The organism is Bradyrhizobium manausense (assembly GCF_001440035.1).
Taxonomy (GTDB): Bacteria; Pseudomonadota; Alphaproteobacteria; order Rhizobiales; family Xanthobacteraceae; genus Bradyrhizobium; species Bradyrhizobium manausense.
Genome location: NZ_LJYG01000108.1, coordinates 703537 through 721223, shown reverse-complemented (window position 1 = coordinate 721223; position 17687 = coordinate 703537). Strand labels below are relative to the sequence as shown.

Sequence of the window (17687 nt, the reverse complement as noted above, 5' to 3'; positions counted from 1 at the left end):
GCCGTCGGCCGTCTTGCGAATAGAAGTCGAAGGATTCCGCGATCGAGCCGCGGCTGATCAGCTCGCCGGCAAGCCCGATCTCGTCCATGACATGCATGCCGTTCGGCGCGATCTGGAGGCCGCCGCCGATGCCCTTGGAGTAGGGCCAGGCTTCGTAGACCGCGGATTCGATGCCGGCGCGGCGCAGCAGGATCGCAGCGACGGGCCCGGCAATGCCGGCGCCGATGATGAGGGCCTTGCGGGGACGGTGAGGCATTGGCTTGCTCCCGAGGTTTCCGTGGTGCTAGGAGAAATTAAGGCCACTAAATCTCTTAGTGGCTAAGATATATATCGGCTAAGATATGAGGTGGGCCTTGTCAAGGGCAAAGGCGCGCGCGGCGTTGCTGGGAGAATTGGAAGAGGCGATGCGACGGTCGTCCGCGCAGGGCGTGCTCTATGGGCAGGCCGTTGCGAACGTGGCTGGAATTGCCAATTCCGACCTCGAATGCATGGACATTCTCTATCTCGAGGGGCGCGTGACCGCGGGCAGGCTTGCCGAGGTGACGGGGCTCACGACGGGCGCCATCACCGGCGTGGTCGATCGGCTCGAGAAGGCAGGGTTCGTGCGACGCGAGCGTGACGAGGCCGATCGTCGCAAGGTTTTCATCACCGTCGTGCCCGAGACCGCGAAGAGGATCGGCCAGCTCTATGTGCCGATGCAGCAGGCGATGGAGAAGGTCTTCAGCGCCTATACCGACGAGGAGCTGCGCCTGCTGCTGCGTTTTGCCAATGAGGGCTACGAGGGCGTGGTCGCAGCGACCGCAGCATTGAAGGGCCTGCTTGATACGCCGCCGGAGCAGCGGCCCGACCTCAAGCTGAAGAAGCGTCCTCGCCGGACCTGACCTTGTAGGCCTGTGCGGCCGCGATCATGCCCCACATCGCGCCCAGCATCATCCAGAAATGGCGCCAGTGGTCGGTGTCGATCACGAAACTTTCGCCGACGGTGGCGACGAAGGCGGAGAACACCGCGAGGTAAGCGCGCTGCCAGGGCACGCGGACGAAGATGTGGCGCAAGCCGGTGATGACGGTGGTGAAGACCAGCGCCGGATAGCAGACGCCGGAGAGCCAGCCGCCGGACATGAAGGCGTTCAGGTAGGAGTTGTGGGTGTCTTCGGGGAAGTAGCGGTGGAATTGCAGGGGGCCGATGCCGAACGGCAGGTCGAGCGCCATCTCCGCACCGAGGATGTGGCGGCCGAACCGGCCGAAGCGGCCTTCGTCATAGCTCTGGTCGAAGCTCGCGCGCTGCTTGAACATCTCGGCGACGGAATCGAACGACAGCAGCACCGCGATCAGCGCCAGGCCCAGCACGACCGCGACGATCGCCATGACGATGATGCGTGAGCGCTGGGCATTGCTGCGGCCGGTCAGCACCATCAGTGCCAGCATGAAGGCCGAGGTCAGGATCAGCCCGCCCCAGGCGGCGCGGGAAAAGGCGAGCAGGATCGCCAGCGACATAATGGCAAAGGCGATGGCGTTGCGGAACGCCTTGGCGAGCTTGTCCGAGACCACGCTCTGAAGTGCAAACAGCGCCGGCAGGATCAGGAACGCGCCAAGCACGTTCGGGTCCTTGAACGTGCCGCGAGCGCGCTCGTAGAGCGTCAACAGATCGTGGCCGCCGGGGACCAGGTTGAAATAGCCTGATATAGCCGAGAGCGAGGCGATCATCGCGCCGACCGCGAGGCCACGGCGCAGCATGTCGAGCCGCGCCGCCGTGTCCTCGGAAATGACCATGGCAAAGAACACCACGGTGACGGCCATGTACCAGGAGGTCGCGATCCAGCTTGCGACCTCCGACTGGTCGAGCAGCGGGATCGCGCCGATGGTGTAGCCGACATTGAGCAGCACCAGGGCAAGCACCAGCGGCATCAGCACGAGCCGCAGGCGCAGGCCGGTGGCAAAGAAGGCGACGGTGGCGAGCAGCGTCGCGATCTCGTAAGGGCTCGGCTCGATGAAAACGATTGCGCCCGAGGCGCCGACCAGCCAGACCAGCGCGCGCTGGAGGGCAAGCACGCCGGGCGCAGCCGGTGCGGCTACGTTCATTCCACCGGCAGTTGCCGCATACGCCATCACACGCTCACGCAAATCTCACGCCACAAATACCGCTGTCACCGCCCGGCTTGACCGGCCGATCCANNNCTGCGGCGCCTGTTGCGGAAAACGGCTGGCGCCTCGGCGTACTGGATGCCCCGTCAAGCCGGGGCATGACGGAAACTCAATACGCGTTCTCGTTCTTGGTCAGCAGCGAGAGCGGCGTTTTCAGGAGAATGACGAGGTCGAACAGCACCGACCAGTTCTCGATGTAGTAGAGGTCGAACTCGACGCGCTTCTGGATCTTCTCTTCATTGTCGATCTCGCCGCGCCAGCCGTTGATCTGAGCCCAGCCCGTGATGCCGGGCTTGACGCGGTGGCGGGCGAAATAGCCGTCGACGGCTTCGTCGAACAGCCGGCTCTGAAGCCTGCCCTGCACCGCGTGTGGACGCGGGCCGACCAGGGAAAGATTGCCCGAAAACACCACGTTGAAGAGCTGCGGCAGCTCGTCGAGGCTGGTTTTGCGGATGAAGCGGCCGACGCGGGTGACGCGCGGATCGTTCTTGGTCACGACCTTCGAGGCCGTCGGGTCGGCCTGGTGGTGATACATCGAGCGGAATTTATAGACGTCGATGCGCTCATTGTTGAAGCCGAACCGCTTCTGGCGGAACAGGACGGGACCGGGGCTGTCGAGCTTCACTGCCAGCGCCACCAGCGCCATCACGGGAAGGGCCGCAAGCAATGCGAGGCTGCCGACGACGCGGTCGAACAGCCATTTCATCACCAGATCCCAATCGGTGATTGGTGCCTCGAACACGTCGAGCGTCGGCACCTCGCCGAGATAGGAATAGGAACGGGGCCGGAAGCGCAGCTTGTTGGTGTGCGCGGAGAGACGGATGTCGACCGGCAACACCCAGAGCTTCCTCAGCATCTCCAGGATGCGCGTCTCCGCCGAAATGGGCAGCGCGAACAACACGAGATCGACGCGGGTGCGCCGGGCGAATTCGACGATGTCGTCGACCTTGCCGAGCTTGCGCGCGCCGGCGCAGGTATCGAGCGCGCGGCTGTCGTTGCGGTCATCGAACACGCCGAGCACGTGGATGTCGGAATCCTCCTGTGCCTTCAGCGCCTCGACCAGCTGCTCGCCGTTGCTGTCGGAGCCGACGATGATGGTGCGGCGATCGAGCCGGCCCTGGCGCGCCCAGCTGCGCACCAGCGAACGAAGGATGAGGCGCTCGGCGATCAGCGCGGCGAGGCCAAGGAAATAGAAGGCGGCGAGCCATAGCCGCGAGACCTCGCTGCCGAACTTGGCGAAGAAGGAGACGCCGATGAACAGCAGGAAGACGAACGACCAGGACGAGATCATCCGCGTCATCTGCCGGAGTTGGCCGCGGAACAGCTGCACCTGGTAGATGTCCGCGGCCTGGAAGCAGACCACGGCTGCGACTGCGACAGCGACGATCTCTAACGGATAGACCCAGCTGAAGCCGTTGTGCGGCATGACGTAGCCGGCATAGACGGCGATGCCCACCACGATGAGCAGCACGAAGTCGATGGCGCGCACGACGCCGGCAATCACGATCGGCGAATAGGCGCGGGCGACTTTCTGATTGACGATCTCGAGCGCAGCCGGCGTGAGCCGGCGGCGGCGTTCCACGAAATTAGTCCCGGCAGGCCGGGCCGCGGCGCTGGTCGCGGCATCGAGCATCGAGCGTGCGTTGAACGGTTCCACGGGCGTCTACGTCCATTCCAAAAGCTCGCGGCACGGCTTGGCGCCCCGGGCTTCCAATCCCCTGGCGTCGATTATCGGACAAATCGGAAGATTCTCTAAAGCCGGCTTAAGGGTGGTTAATGATTGGCAAATGCATCGCGGTAGCCCGCGAGCACGCCTTCGACCATCGCGGCTTGCGAGAAATGCGCCGAGATGCGCTCGCGCAAGATCGATGCGCGCTGCGCGGTCGCCTGCGCGTCGTCCAGCGCGGCCGCGATCGCCTCAGCCATGGCTTCGGCGTTGCTGGCGGCGAACAGCGCCGGACTGTCGGGCCCGAAAATCTCCGGGATGCCGCCGACGCGCGCTGCGATCATGGGAATACCGGCCGCACCGGCCTCGATGACAACATAGGGCATGGAATCGCCGCGCGAGGGGACGACCAGCAGTCGCCCCTTGGAAAAGCCGTAACGCGCCTTGACGTGGCCGATGAAGCGGATCGCCTCCTTCAGGCCGAGCCGCTCGACCTGCGCCTTCAGCGCCGCGGTCTCCTCACCGTCGCCGCCGAGCGTCAGCGTGACTTGCCTGCCGCTCTCGCGCAGCCGCGCCACCGCGTCGACCAGGAGGTCCGCGCCCTTGATGTGCCTGAACTCGCCGACATAGCAGAGGTCGGTAGCGTCATCGGCGATAGCGACGGGTTCGAACTCTTCCGGCGTCACGCCGTTGAAGACGCAATGCACCACGCCCTTGGGCGTACCGACGATGCGCTGGTAGGTGTCGCGCGCAAAAGCGCTCTCGAACAGGAACAGATCCGTCGCGTCCATCAGCGAGCGTTCGAGGCGCGCGTAAAATTCCCCCTTCAAGGTGTTGAGCGGATAGTGCAGCGAGCCGCCATGGGGCGTGTAGATGCGAATGGTGTCGTCAGCGCGGCGCCGCGCGCGAACGAAAGCGCCGGCCTTGGCGCCGTGGCCGTGCAAGACGTCGGGCTTGAGCGCGGCAATCAGGCGGCGCATGCGCAACCAAACCAGAAAATCCTCCACCGAGGGTTCCCGGCGGATCGCCATCCGATGCACGCCGAGCTTCAACCGCGGCGCAACTTCGGCCAGCGCCTTGTCCGCGCGCTCGCCACCGGTGAGGCTGTCGGCGAGAATCCCGACGTGATGGCCGCGATCGACCTGACCGTTGGCGACGTCGAGGATGTGCCGGAAGATGCCTCCGACGGGCGCGCGTACGGCGTGCAGAATGCGAAGCGGCCGGTCAGGAGAGGGAGGCATGATCAAAACCAGCGCGCGAAACTGGACAAAGTTTCTCGAAATATCGATGCGATTAAGGACCCCTCGTGGTTAACAAACGGTGACGAACGCTTCTGCGTTGCATGCCAGAGGTCGCGATTAACCCAGCAGCAACCTTAATGGAGTGTAATCGGCCTCATTGAGGTACACGAGTGGCTTGCCCTGCGGGAGTGTTCGATGCGTTTAGCGTTCTGGCGTGCCGGCAAGGACAAGGCCGTCATCGAGCGAGCCGTTTCGAACACCAAGCCCCGGGTCGAAGCCAAGCCGGCGCCGATCGTTGCAAGGCAGGCGCCAGCCGAATCCGGTGACATCGATCTGCATGCGCTCGGCGGCGCGCTCGCGCGCAAGCGCGGCTGGATCATCGTGCCGACGGTGTTGGCCCTCGTCGCCTCCGTCGCGATCGTCAATCTCATCACGCCGCGCTACAAATCCGAATCGCGCATCCTGATCGACGGCCGCGAGAACGTCTTCCTGCGGCCGAGCAGCGATCGCAGCACGGAGGAGCGGCAGGCACTCGACCCCGAGGCCGTCACCAGCCAGGTGCAGCTTGTGCTGTCGCGCGATCTCGCGCGCGAGATCATCAAGAAGAACAAGCTGGCCGAACGGCCGGAATTCGACCCGGTCTTGCAAGGCATCTCGCCGCTGAAATCGCTCGCGGCGCTGGTCGGCGTCGGCCGCGACCCGTTCTCGATGACACCGGAAGAGCGCGTGCTCGATGCGTATTATGATCGCCTTCAGGCCTATGCCGTCGACAAGTCGCGCGTGATCGTGGTCGAATTCCAGTCGCAGGATCCCGAGCTCGCCGCGCGCGTCGCCAATTCGATCGCCGACGGCTATCTCGTGCTCCAGCAGAATGCGCGACAGGACCAGGCGCGCAACGCCAGCCAGTGGCTGGCGGGCGAGATCGAGAACCTGCGCAAAAAGGTCTCCGAGGCCGAAGCCAAGGTCGAGGACTTCCGATCCAAATCGTCACTGTTCGTCGGCACCAACAACACCACGCTGTCGAACCAGCAGATGGGCGAGGTCAATACTCAGCTGAACAATGCGCGCGCGCTGAGGGCCGACGCCGAGTCCAAGGCGCGGCTGATCCGCGAGATGCTCCAGAGCGGCAAGCCGATCGAGGCGTCCGAGGTCGTGAACTCCGAGCTGATGCGGCGCTTGTCGGAACAGCGTGTAACGCTGCGCGCCCAGCTTGCCGAACAGTCTTCCACGCTGCTCGGCAATCATCCGCGCATCAAGGAACTGAAAGCGCAGCTGAGCGATCTCGATGGTCAGATCCGCGACGAGGCGGCAAAAATCTCGCGCTCGCTTGAAAACGATGCGCGGATCGCCGGCGGCAGGGTCGACGGCCTGACCACGAGCCTCGAGCAGCTCAAGAAGCAGGCGACCTCGACCAACGGCCAGGACGTTCAGCTGCGGGCGCTCGAGCGCGAGGCCAAGGCGCAGCGCGACCTGCTCGAGACCTATCTTGCCAAATATCGCGAGGCCAATACCCGCGAAACCATCGACACCGCGCCGACCGAGGGCCGCATCATCTCGCGTGGCATCGTCTCGAATACGCCGGCCTATCCGAAGAAGCTTCCGATCGTACTGATCGCGACGCTTGCGACGCTGCTGCTGTCCTCTGGTGTTGTCGTCACCGGCGAGCTGCTGCGCCAGACCGCGCCGCGCGCCGTCGCGACGCTCGCCCCCGCGGCGGTTCGTCGCGAGCCTGTTGTCGATCCGGTGGAGACGGTTGCGGCACCGCTCCAGCCGGAGATGACTGATGATGCCGACGTCAGCGAATTGGCCGAAATCGGACAGCTGGCCGAGAGCCTGAGGGCTGCCGGTGCAGCTGCGAAGAAGGTCACCGTGCTCGGCACCGCATCGGGCGAGGCGATCACGCTGTCGGCGCTGACGCTCGCACGGCATCTGGCACGCGAGGCGCGCGTCGTCGTGGTCGATCTCGCCGCATCCTCGCCGACGATATCAGCGGTGTCGGTCGATCCGGTGTCGCCCGGTCTTGCCGAGCTGATGCAGGGGCAGGCCTCGTTCGCGCAGATCATTACGCGCGACAAATTCTCGCGGCTGCATCTCGTCCTGGCCGGTCGTCCAGGCTTCGACCAAAGCCTGCTCCAGTCGCCGCGGGTGACGCTCGCAATCGATGCGTTGCTGCGCGCTTACGATTACGTGCTACTCGACGCCGGTGGCGCTTCCGAATTGCCGGCAGAACTCTTGACGACGAATGCCCGCGCTGTCGTGGTCCCCGACACGTCGATGGAGGCTGATGCGCGTACGCTCATGTGCGAACAGCTCAAGGCCGTCGGCTTCAGCGAGGTGACGATGTTGAGCCGGCCCGTGCAGCCGTCGAACGCCGGCGAGACTGCGCGCGTGGTGGCGGCATAAGTGATCTTACCTCAGTGGGCAAAGGCGCGCTTGCGCTGCCCCACCACTCTCTCCGATCGCGCGCAGAACGTGGGCACGCTTCGCTTTGCCCACCCTACGACAATTCGTCGCTACCCGAACGCCTGCCTTAGCCGTCGGGCCAGGTCGAACAGCATCTGGTTCTGCTTCACCAGGCGCTTGCCGTGGTTGATCGAGGACATCGCCGCGGCCGCGAGCCTACCGCGCGGGGTCAGGGGCACGAAGCTGTCGAAGATGTCCTCGTCATCCTTGCAGAACATGCGCTTGTAGTCGTCCGATCCGATGCCGAGGTCGAGGGAACGGTAGCCGCGCTCGCCGTAGCGATCGATGATGTAGCGCACCAGGATCAGGCCCGGGCTGTAGCGGGCGTGCTCCGACATCGTGTAGGTGTTGAACATCATCGAGAAGCGCTGGCCGTCGGCAACGCCGGCGAAGATCGCGATCACCTCATCGTCGCATTCCAGCGCATGAATGTCGATGACGTGCCCTTCGCCGCGCGGTGCCAGGCAGGCGCTGCGGATGAATTTCTCGACGATGGGCTCGGCGAAGACGTTGGGCAGCTTCTGCTCAGCCATCCGCGCCGGTTTGACGCGGAAGAACCAGTCGAGCAGGCGGGTGACGTCCGCGTCCGATGTGGCGAGGTGATAGCGGTAGCCGGCAAGCGCCTGGAGCTTCTTCTCCTTGCTCTTGAGCCGGCGGCGGAAGGAATTGCTGATCCGCGATGCGGGCGGGCCGCCTGGCTCCATGACCAGTACCGGGCAGCCGTTGATTGCGCTCTGCTGCGGCAGGAATGCGAACGGATTTTGCTGATCGTGCCAGCGCTTCGGTTGCTGCGTCAGCGCGAGGACGTCGACCCGGTTGCGCAGCGGTGCGATCAACGCGTCGAGGTCGCTAGCGACGGCTTGTGCTGCGAACTCGGCGTTCCACAGTCCCATGTTGAAGGTCGTATGCTTGCCGCCCATGAAGCAGGCCGTGCGCACGCCGTGACCTCGGCGCAATGCCAGCGGAAGCAGGGCGAGCGGGTTCTGCTCGGCATCGCGCGCGATCACGATGAAGGGGCGGGCGCCTTCGTGCTCCCCGACCGATCGTTGCCAGGTGCCCAGGAGATCGAACCGCTGATAGGGCGTGAAGAGGTGGCCGGGCTCCTCGAGCGCGCGCCAGACTCTCTCGGCTTCACCGAGATCGGCGACGATATCGACATGCGCAATACGGCTGGCTTTGGACCGCGCTGGCGATTCCGCCGTCCGGCTTTGCATCGCCGCAGCCATGGTCATGCGCGAAACCTGTCGAGAAAGCGAAAAAATACGTATTTCGGCCTGTGGCCGACCTTTGCAAATAAATGTCAACAAAGGGTAATGACAATGGGGCAGGGAACAGGCTGCCGGCAAAGGCGAAGGTGGGGTATTGGCGTCCGACGGCAGATGGGTGCAGCGGTTGCGGCTCGAACTGGCCTGGTTCTCGGGCCGACCCTTGCTGCGCAGCCGCGGCGCGGGCGCCATCCTGCGCTTCGAGCACGTGCGGCCGCGGCGAAGCGGCGCGTTCCAGCCGTTGCGCGAACACGAGATCACGCCACAATTCCTCGATCGTGCCATTCGTGCGCTGAAGCGCTGGGACTATGAGTTTCTCGGCATGGACGAGGTTTGTCGGCGCGCGGTGACGTTGCCGGAGAAGCGGCGCTTCGTGGCACTCACCTTCGATGGCGCGCCCAAGGACCTCATCAGCTTTGCCTATCCGGTGCTGACGCGCCACGCCGTGCCGTTCACGCTCTATGTTCCGACCGCCTTTCCCGACGGCGTTGGAGAAGCGTGGTGGCTTGGGCTCGAGCAGGTGATCGCGCGCGAGAGCCGGATCAGCCTGATGATGGGCGACAAGGAACAGCGCTTCACCATCACTGATAATGCCGAGAAACAGGCCCTGTTTTGGCATCTCGAGGGTTGGCTGCGCTCGCTGCCGCCGGCGGATCTCTCGGCCGCGATTGCCGATCTCTGCACACGCTACAGCATCGATCTCGCTGCACTCTCGCGCGAGGCGTCGATGGATTGGGAGGATCTGGCGAGGCTGGCTGCCGATCCGCTGGTCACGATCGGCAGTGCGACCGTGAACTATCCCAACCTCGCCAACATGAAGGATGCGGCGGCGCTGCGCGAGATGACGATGGGCAAGGCGGTGGCGGAAGCCGCGTTTCGCCGTGAGGTCAGGCACCTGGCATATCCGTTCGGCGATCGGTCCTCATTCCGGCGCAGCCACGTCGTGATGGCGGAAGAGGCGGGCTTTGCCAGCGCGGTATCGACCATCCCGGGTATCGTGGATGCGCAAGGGCGCACCAATCTGCGGGCGTTGCCGCGGATCTCCTGGGACGGACGGGTGCGCTCGCTGCGCATGATGCGGGTGCTGGTGTCGGGCATTGCCTTCGCACCGGTGAAACCGACGGGCAGCGCTACGAGCTGACGCAACGATGGTGAGAGCCTTTGCAGCCGTCAAACGTGCAAGCGCGTTTGCGCGATTACGCCCGGTCCGGCCGCTGCATCCAGCTCACGATCGGCATGGCCGGAAGCACCCAGCCCATGCCGACCACCACGTAGTAGATCGCCTGACGCCAGCCGGATACGGCGATCCACGGCATCTGCGCCGCCGCCATGCCGAGCAGGGCCCAGACTGTGGCCAGCACCAGCAGCAGAATGGCGCCGAGGAACTTGCGGGTGCGGATCGTCATGGCGGGGACTTGCGGCTTTCGCGTAACTTGCGCTGCGGGAGCGGGGGACTATAAGGGGCACGCAGTCCGGTTCAAGTCCGTTAGTGACAAGGCTTGGTTTGTCCCTGAAATGACGACGATTTCCGCCCCAACCCATCCGCATCGCGCCGTGCGCTGGTGGCTGATCTCCGTGGCCGCCCTGATCGCGCTGATGGTGCTGGTCGGCGGCGCGACACGGCTGACGGAATCCGGCCTGTCGATCGTCGAGTGGAAGCCGGTCACCGGCAGTATTCCGCCGCTGTCGGAGGCGCAGTGGACCGACGCCTTCGAGGCCTACAAGAAGATCCCGCAATATCGCGAGCTCAATGCGGGGATGAGCCTGTCGGAGTTCAAAGAGATCTTCTGGTGGGAGTGGAGCCATCGGCTGCTCGGGCGCTTCATCGGCATCGCCTATCTGTTGCCGTTCCTGTTCTTCCTGTGGCGCGGCGGCTTGGCCAGTGAGCTGAAGCGGTGGCTGTGGCTGCTGTTCGCGCTCGGCGGCCTCCAGGGCGCGGTCGGCTGGTGGATGGTGGCATCAGGACTGTCTGAAAGGGTCGAGGTGTCGCAATATCGGCTCGCAACACATCTGGTGCTTGCGCTGCTGATCTTCGCCGGCATCGTCTGGACGGTGCGGCGGCTCGAGGAGCGGCCGCAGATTGTCGCGCCTGTAAGGCTGCGCATCACCAGCGCGCTGCTGCTCGTCGTGACCTTCGTCCAGATCTATTTCGGGGCGCTTGTCGCGGGCCTGCGCGCGGGCCGCGCCTACAACACCTGGCCGCAGATCGACGGCGCGTTCATTCCATCGGTCGAGCGGCTGTGGTTCGAGACGCCGTGGTGGCGCAATATGTTCGACAATGTGCTGACGGTGCAGTTCGAGCACCGGATGACGGCCTATCTGCTGTTCACGCTGGCGGCGCTGCATGCGTTCGACGCGCTACGCTCGCGCGCAGGCGCGGCAACGCGGGGGGCGCTCGGGCTGTTCGCGGCGGTCAGCTTGCAGGTGGTGCTCGGCATCCTCACGCTGCTCAACCAGGTGCCGATTGATCTGGCGCTCTCGCACCAGGCGGTCGCGATCACCGTGCTGACATTGGCGGTGATGCAGGCGGAGCGGCTGGCGTCGCGGCAGAACGCGGAAGCGCAGCCGCGCGCGGTTCCGGTGGGACAGCCCGGCTGATCAGCAATAGCCGTAGACGCCGCACGCATAGGGCAGGCGCCAGAAATAATCGACCTGCTTCCCGCCGTAATACCCGCCCTGATAGTCGTAGCTCCAGGGGCGACCGTAATAGCCCGGCAACGTATGCGAGCCCGGCAACAGCGGGGTGCCCGGCAGATTGCTGACGTAACTGCCGATGCCATCCGCGGGCGAGATCAGCGCGTCCGGATCGGTCTCGACATAGACCCTTGGCGGCGGAGCTGCGGCCCTTCGCTTCGGATGGGACGGCAAGTCGGCGGCAAACGCTGCCGAGGCCGTCAGCGTTGCCGCAAGGGCAGGTACCATCCAGCGCAGCATCATCGGCTCCGAATCAAGGGGCGATCCAGGGATGATGTATGGGGCAGGGATGGTTAATGACTGTTAAGCAAATCGTCATTCCGGGGCGCGCGAAAGCCCGAACCCGGAATCTCGAGGTTTCGGGTTCGGTGCTTCGCACCGCCCCGGAACGACAGGATGTTACGCGCCCAGCGCCTGCTCCAGGTCGGCGATCAGGTCTTCCTTGTCCTCGATGCCGATCGAGAGCCGAACCACATCAGGACCGGCGCCGGACTTCACCTTGGCGGCGTCGTCGAGCTGGCTATGGGTGGTCGAGGCCGGGTGGATGACAAGCGAGCGGGTGTCGCCGACATTGGCGAGGTGCGAGAACAGCTGCAGCTTCGACACCAGATTGACGCCGGCGTCGTAGCCGCCCTTGAGGCTGAAGGTGAACACCGCGCCTGCGCCCTTCGGCGCATATTTGCGTGCGAGCTGGTTGTACTTGTCACTCGGAAGGCCCGCATAGCTCACCGAAGCCACCGCCGGATGGCCGGCGAGGAATTCGGCGACCGCCCTGGCGTTGTCGCAGTGCTTCTGCATGCGCAGCGGCAGGGTCTCGATGCCGGTCAGGATCATGAAGGCGTTGAACGGCGACAGCGCAGGGCCAAGGTCGCGTAAGCCGAGCACGCGGCAGGCGATCGCGAAGGCGAAATTGCCAAAGGTCTCCTGCAGGCGGATGCCATGATATTCGGGGCGCGGTTCCGACAGCATCGGATATTTGCCGCCGGTCGACCAATCGAAGGTGCCGGCATCGACGATGATGCCGCCGAGCGAGTTGCCGTGACCGCCCAGAAATTTGGTCAATGAGTGCACCACGATGTCGGCGCCGTGATCGATTGGGCGGATCAGATAGGGCGAGGCCAGGGTGTTGTCGACGATCAGCGGCACGCCGGCCTTGCGCGCCACCGACGAGATCGCCTCGATGTCGGTGATGCTGCCGGCGGGATTGGCGATGGACTCGATGAAGATCGCCTTGGTGCGCGGCGTCACCGCGCGCTCGAAGCTCGCGATATCGTCGGGATCGGCCCACACCACGTTCCAGCCAAAGCTCTTGAACGCATGCGTGAACTGGTTGATCGAGCCGCCATAGAGTTTTCGCGCGGCGATGAATTCGTCGCCGGGCTGGAGCAATTGCTGCAAAACCACGACCTGGGCGGCATGGCCCGAAGCGACCGCAAGCGCGGCCGTGCCGCCCTCGAGCGCGGCAACGCGCTCCTCCAGCACCGCGTTGGTCGGGTTGCCGATGCGGGTATAGATGTTGCCGAAGGCCTGCAGGCCGAACAGCGAGGCGGCGTGGTCGGCGTCGTTAAAGACGAACGAGGTTGTCTGATAAATCGGAGTGGCGCGTGCACCGGTGGTCGGGTCGGGCTGTGCACCGGCATGCACGGCGAGGGTGGAAAATCCCGGAAGGCGATCGCTCATTGAGGCGTCCTGTTCTTGTGGTCTGAAATCGCGCGGCATGCTGATCGGCACCGCGGTCGGCGTCAAGCCGCGGCTTCACATCGCAACGATCGTGCTACGCATCGACGCGTTCGCGAAACGAATCCTTCGCAAGTGCGTCAGCTTTGCTCGCTCTTGTTCTTGGCTGCGCGATCGGAGGCCGCGGTGTCGCCACCGCCGACGCTCATCCGGTTGAGGGAGAGGCGCATGCCCTGCGTCGGCGCCGGCGCGCGCTTGGAGGAGAGCGTGCGTGAATTGACGCCCATCCAGGAGATCTCGGACGACAGCCGGCCATATTCGATCTTGGGGCAACGGTTCATCACGACCTTGATACCGGCCGCTTCCGCCTTTTCAGCTGCCGCATCGTCACGCGCGCCAAGCTGCATCCAGATCACCTTCGGCAGCGGGTCGAGCGTCAGCGCCTCCTCGACCACTGGCATGATGTGGCTGGAGTTGCGGAAAATGTCGATCATGTCGACGGGGCGGCCGATGTCGCGAAGCGAGGCGACGAAGGGCTTTCCGAGCAGCTCCTTGCCGACATGTCCAGGGTTGATCGGGATCATATCGTAGCCGCGCTGCGCCAGATATTTGAACGCGAAATAGCTCGGCCGCACGTTGACCGGCGAGGCGCCGACCATGGCGATCGACTTCACACTGTTGAGGATGCCGCGGATGTAATTGTCGGGATAGGCGTCGTGATTCATGGTTTCTTTCCGTCATTCCGGGGCGCGCGATAGCGCGAGCCCGGAATCTCGAGATTCCGGGTTCGGCTCTGCGAGGCCCCGGAATGACGATGCTAGAGTGTCACTCATCCCGCCAGGTCGGCGTGCGCTTCTCGATGAAGGCGCCGATGCCTTCTTCGGCATCGCGGGCCATCATGTTCTCGGTCATCACCTCTGCCGCATAGCGATAGGCGTCGGCAAGGCTCATCTCGGCCTGGCGGTAGAACGCCTCCTTGCCGAGCTTGACGGTGTAGGCGGATTTCAGCGCGACCTGTTGCGCCAGCGCAATGGCGGCGTCGCGTTCGGTGCCGGCGGCGACCACGCGATTGACGAGGCCGATCTCGCGGGCGCGCGCAGCTGGGACCGGCTCGCCTGTCAGCAGCATCTCCATCGCCTGCTTGCGCGGCACGTTGCGCGACAGCGCCACCATCGGCGTCGAGCAGAACAGACCGATGTCGACACCGGGCGTGGCGAAACTCGCCGCTTCCGAGGCGATCGCAAGATCGCAGCTCGCGACGAGCTGGCAGCCGGCCGCCGTCGCAATGCCCTGGACGGCAGCAACCACGGGCTTGGGCAAATGCACGATCGCCTGCATCATCGCGCTACAGGCATTCATGGTCTGGGCGAAGAAGGCGCGGCCGCGGTCCGGATCGCTGCGGCGGGCGGTCAGTTCCTTCATGTCGTGACCCGCCGAGAAGGCGGCACCATTGGCCGCGAGCACGACGGCCCGGACGGCCTTGTCGTTGCCGATATCATCGAGCTCTGCATGCAGGGCGGCGATCATCGTCGTCGACAGGCTGTTGCGCGCCGCCGGCCGGTTCAAGGTCAGCACAGCGATGGGCCCGACCATTTCGCGCAGCAGAATTGGCTGATGAGGAGCGGGGGCGCGGGCGGCCTGGGTGGACATCGTGGCGTTTCCGATTGGATTATTGCGGTTAGATGATGCAGATAACCTAGTGTAGCAGGCGACGTGAAGCGAGGGTGGGGAACGGCATGGCGGCAGCGAAAATGAGCGTGGCGGAGCTCGAGCAGTTTCTCCGCGACGAATTCCCCCAGGCCTTCAGCGGCGACGACATTACGATCGAGAGCGCGGACGGCCAGACCTGCCTTTTACGCCAGCGCTACGGCGAGAAGATGCTGCGGCCGGGTGGAACCGTATCCGGCCCAACGCTGATGGCGCTCGCCGATTTCGCCATGTACGTGGTGCTGCTGTCAGCGATCGGGCCGATCGGACTCGCGGTGACCACCAATCTCAACATCAACTTCCTGCGTAAGGGCCAGCCCGGTCAGGACGTGCTGGCCGAGGCCCGCCTGCTCAAGCTCGGCAAGCGCCTTGCGGTCGGGGAGGTCAAGTTGCTGTCCGGGACGTCGCCGGATCCCATCGCCCATGTCACCTCGACCTATTCCATTCCAAATGTTTGAGCTTTTCGCAGGTAATATCGCACCATATTTTTAAGTCGTTGATTCTATTTACGTAAATTCGATCATCGGGCATTGACCGTTGCGCGTCTCTTCTCTAGAAACCGGCCCAGTCCGGCGTGGTGTTCGCGCCGCTATTCCCCGTCCACGGAAACTCTGACATGAAAACCTTTTCGGCAAAGCCGGCCGAGGTGACGAAGAAGTGGGTGCTGATCGACGCCAAGGGTCTGGTCGTCGGCCGTCTCGCCACCATCGTCGCCATGCGTCTGCGCGGCAAGCACCTCCCGACCTACACCCCGCACGTTGATTGCGGCGACAACGTCATCATCATCAACGCGCAGCATGCCGTCCTCACCGGTCGCAAGCGCGAGCAGAAGACCTATTACAAGCACACCGGCTATGTCGGCCACGTCAAGGAGCGCACCGCGCGCCAGATCCTCGAGGGCCGTCACCCCGAGCGCGTGCTCGAGAAGGCCGTCGAGCGCATGATCCCGCGTGGTCCGCTCGGTCGCGTCCAGATGGGCAACCTCCGCGTCTACGGCGGTGCCGATCATCCGCACGAGGCCCAGACGCCCGAGAAGCTTGATATCGCCAAGTTGAACCGCAAGAACACGAGGGCCGCATAATCATGGCCGAATCCATTCAGTCGCTCGACCAGCTCTCGCAGCTCAAGACCGCAGCCGTCGCGCCCGATGCGCCCAAGCACGAGAAGAAGGTCGACAAGTTCAACCGCGCCTACGCCACCGGCAAGCGCAAGGACGCGGTGGCCCGCGTCTGGATCAAGCCGGGCGCCGGCAAGGTCACGGTCAATTCGCGCGAGGTCGAGGTCTATTTCGCTCGTCCCGTGCTGCGCATGATGATCGAGCAGCCGTTCTCCGTGGCCCAGCGTTCGGGCCAGTACGACGTGATCTGCACGGTCGCTGGCGGCGGTCTGTCCGGCCAGGCTGGCGCCGTGCGTCACGGCATCTCCAAGGCTCTGACCTATTTCGAGCCCGAGCTGCGCAGCGTGCTCAAGAAGGGCGGCTTCCTCACCCGCGACTCGCGCGTGGTCGAGCGTAAGAAGTACGGCAAGGCCAAGGCCCGCCGGTCCTTCCAGTTCTCGAAGCGTTAATCGCTTCGGTCACATTCGCCGCGAAAGCGGCTTCAATGAGAAGCAAAAAGGCGCTGATTTCAGCGCCTTTTTTGTTGTTCGTTTGTACGCAAATTGAGCGCGTGTTTCCCGAAAACTTGGGCCCGCGTGAAAACCTGAATGGAACTCGCCGGACCTAGCGTCGCATCTGGAAGGGCGCGCAAGTCGGCTGGGCCGATCGCGTAACTGCTATGATTAGAAGGGGGCCGACATGATGTCGCTCGATAGCATCACGCTCTATTTGGTCGCCACGATGGTCGCCGCATTGCTCGGCGCCATGATGGTGTTTTTCGGCAAAAAGGAGAACAGCCCCGCGCTGAAATGGTGGGGCAGCGCCTATCTGCTCGGCGCGTCCTCTGTCGCGCTGTGGACCGCGACCGGCGACAAGCTCGGCCCGTATCTCTATCTCGCCTTGAACGCGGTCGGCTTTGTCGCCTGCGGCATGGTGTGGAACGCGGCGCGCGTCTTCCACGGCCGCAAGCCGAACTGGCCGGGTCTCGTATTCGGCGCACTGGCCTGGGTCGCGGCCGCCACGCTGCTCGATCCCACCGCCTCGATGCTGCGCATGATCATCGGCGCCGGCATCGTCTCGGTCTATGCGGCCCTGACCGCGAGCGAGCTCTGGGTGGAGCGGCGCAAGAGCCTGCAACGGCGCTGGCCGGCCTTCGTCGTGCCGGTCATGCACGGCTGTGTGCTGATGCTGCCGATCCTGATCGGCAGCTTCCTGCGGCCGCACGATGCCGGCTTCTCCGCCAGCGTATGGGTCACCGTATTCGCGGTCGAACTCATCCTCTATGCCGTCGGCACCGTGTTCGTGATCTTCATGCTGGTGTCGGAGCGCACCGTGACCGCGCACCGCACCGCGGCGTCGACCGATCCCTTGACCGGCATGCTCAACCGCCGCGGCTTCTCGGAAGCCTGCGCAAGGATGATCGACCGCGAGGCCAAGGGCGGCCGCCCTGTCACGGTGATGATCTTCGACATCGACCATTTCAAGTCGATCAACGACCGCTTCGGCCATCCCGCCGGCGACGAGATGCTGAAACTGTTCTCGACCATCGTCGTCAACAATTTGCGCATCTCGGACCTGTCTGGCCGCATCGGCGGTGAGGAATTCGCCGCGCTGCTTCCCTGCGCGCTCGAGGAAGGCGTGCTGGTCGCCGAGCGCGTGCGCGAGGCGTTCGAGACATCAGGCGTCGTGGTCGAGGAGGGCCCTGTCGACACCACCGTCAGCATCGGCGTGGCGGG

Annotated in this window: 17 protein-coding genes and 1 pseudogene; 8 read left to right on the top strand and 10 right to left on the bottom strand. The window is 64.4% G+C overall.

Annotated features, from left to right (window positions below; translation table 11 throughout):
- Positions 1–256, bottom strand: a 256-nt coding sequence (locus AOQ71_RS49025; protein WP_245317304.1) for an FAD-dependent oxidoreductase, incomplete at its 3' end; no start/stop codon positions are given.
- A gap of 148 nt (positions 257–404) precedes the next feature.
- Between AOQ71_RS49025 and AOQ71_RS33565 the strand changes: the two genes are divergently transcribed.
- Complete coding sequence (locus AOQ71_RS33565; protein WP_057756313.1) at positions 405–881, top strand: MarR family transcriptional regulator; 477 nt, start codon at positions 405–407, stop codon at positions 879–881.
- On the opposite strand, the gene AOQ71_RS33560 is transcribed toward AOQ71_RS33565, so the two are convergent.
- From AOQ71_RS33560 to AOQ71_RS33550, 3 genes are all read right to left on the bottom strand, one after another.
- On the bottom strand, positions 850–2106 hold the full coding sequence (locus AOQ71_RS33560) for an O-antigen ligase family protein (protein WP_057756310.1): 1257 nt from the start codon (positions 2104–2106) through the stop codon (positions 850–852). The two genes, AOQ71_RS33565 and AOQ71_RS33560, sit on opposite strands and share 32 nt — an antisense overlap.
- 145 nt (positions 2107–2251) lie before the next feature.
- Positions 2252–3799, bottom strand: coding sequence for an undecaprenyl-phosphate glucose phosphotransferase (locus AOQ71_RS33555; RefSeq protein WP_083514667.1), 1548 nt, complete (start codon positions 3797–3799; stop codon positions 2252–2254).
- A gap of 116 nt (positions 3800–3915) precedes the next feature.
- A complete protein-coding gene (locus AOQ71_RS33550) occupies positions 3916–5049 on the bottom strand; it encodes a glycosyltransferase family 4 protein (RefSeq protein WP_057756765.1) in 1134 nt (377 codons plus the stop codon).
- 195 nt (positions 5050–5244) lie between these two features.
- Between AOQ71_RS33550 and AOQ71_RS33545 the strand changes: the two genes are divergently transcribed.
- Positions 5245–7452: a GumC family protein gene (locus AOQ71_RS33545; protein WP_057756307.1), complete on the top strand. Its 2208-nt coding sequence runs from the start codon at positions 5245–5247 to the stop codon at positions 7450–7452.
- 110 nt (positions 7453–7562) lie between these two features.
- Here AOQ71_RS33545 and AOQ71_RS33540 read toward each other — a convergent pair whose 3' ends face one another.
- Complete coding sequence (locus AOQ71_RS33540; RefSeq protein WP_057756304.1) at positions 7563–8744, bottom strand: GNAT family N-acetyltransferase; 1182 nt, start codon at positions 8742–8744, stop codon at positions 7563–7565.
- Positions 8745–8874: 130 nt separating this feature from the next.
- Here AOQ71_RS33540 and AOQ71_RS33535 point away from each other — a divergent pair, with 130 nt between their 5' ends.
- Positions 8875–9918 carry a polysaccharide deacetylase family protein gene (locus tag AOQ71_RS33535; RefSeq protein WP_057756301.1) on the top strand — a complete coding sequence of 348 codons (1044 nt, stop codon included), beginning with the start codon at positions 8875–8877 and terminating at the stop codon, positions 9916–9918.
- Between the two features lie 55 nt (positions 9919–9973).
- Here the strand turns inward: AOQ71_RS33535 and AOQ71_RS33530 are convergent, their stop codons facing one another.
- The gene (locus tag AOQ71_RS33530; RefSeq protein ID WP_057756297.1) at positions 9974–10183 is read right to left on the bottom strand and encodes a DUF2842 domain-containing protein; all 210 of its coding nucleotides are present in this window, start codon (positions 10181–10183) and stop codon (positions 9974–9976) included.
- 109 nt (positions 10184–10292) lie between these two features.
- Here AOQ71_RS33530 and AOQ71_RS33525 point away from each other — a divergent pair, with 109 nt between their 5' ends.
- The gene (locus tag AOQ71_RS33525) at positions 10293–11375 is read left to right on the top strand and encodes a COX15/CtaA family protein (RefSeq protein WP_057756294.1); all 1083 of its coding nucleotides are present in this window, start codon (positions 10293–10295) and stop codon (positions 11373–11375) included.
- Here the strand turns inward: AOQ71_RS33525 and AOQ71_RS33520 are convergent, their stop codons facing one another.
- The 4 genes from AOQ71_RS33520 to AOQ71_RS33505 form a co-directional block, all read right to left on the bottom strand.
- A complete protein-coding gene (locus AOQ71_RS33520) occupies positions 11376–11711 on the bottom strand; it encodes a hypothetical protein (protein WP_057756764.1) in 336 nt (111 codons plus the stop codon).
- Positions 11712–11870: 159 nt separating this feature from the next.
- Complete coding sequence (locus AOQ71_RS33515; RefSeq protein ID WP_057756761.1) at positions 11871–13151, bottom strand: O-acetylhomoserine aminocarboxypropyltransferase; 1281 nt, start codon at positions 13149–13151, stop codon at positions 11871–11873.
- 137 nt (positions 13152–13288) lie between these two features.
- Complete coding sequence (locus AOQ71_RS33510; protein WP_057756291.1) at positions 13289–13873, bottom strand: CoA-binding protein; 585 nt, start codon at positions 13871–13873, stop codon at positions 13289–13291.
- 100 nt (positions 13874–13973) lie between these two features.
- The gene (locus tag AOQ71_RS33505; protein WP_057756288.1) at positions 13974–14798 is read right to left on the bottom strand and encodes an enoyl-CoA hydratase; all 825 of its coding nucleotides are present in this window, start codon (positions 14796–14798) and stop codon (positions 13974–13976) included.
- Positions 14799–14884: 86 nt separating this feature from the next.
- On the opposite strand from AOQ71_RS33505, the gene AOQ71_RS33500 reads away from it, so the two are divergent.
- The 4 genes and pseudogenes from AOQ71_RS33500 to AOQ71_RS33485 all read left to right on the top strand — a co-directional run.
- Positions 14885–15313, top strand: coding sequence for a PaaI family thioesterase (locus AOQ71_RS33500; RefSeq protein WP_057756285.1), 429 nt, complete (start codon positions 14885–14887; stop codon positions 15311–15313).
- 158 nt (positions 15314–15471) lie between these two features.
- The gene (rplM, locus tag AOQ71_RS33495; RefSeq protein WP_057756282.1) at positions 15472–15936 is read left to right on the top strand and encodes a 50S ribosomal protein L13; all 465 of its coding nucleotides are present in this window, start codon (positions 15472–15474) and stop codon (positions 15934–15936) included.
- A 2-nt stretch (positions 15937–15938) separates the two neighbouring features.
- Positions 15939–16421 (top strand): 30S ribosomal protein S9, encoded by a 483-nt coding sequence (gene rpsI / locus AOQ71_RS33490; RefSeq protein ID WP_057756279.1) that lies wholly within the window; start codon positions 15939–15941, stop codon positions 16419–16421.
- Positions 16422–16650: 229 nt separating this feature from the next.
- Positions 16651–17687: pseudogene (locus AOQ71_RS33485) on the top strand (GGDEF domain-containing protein); the annotation flags it as partial.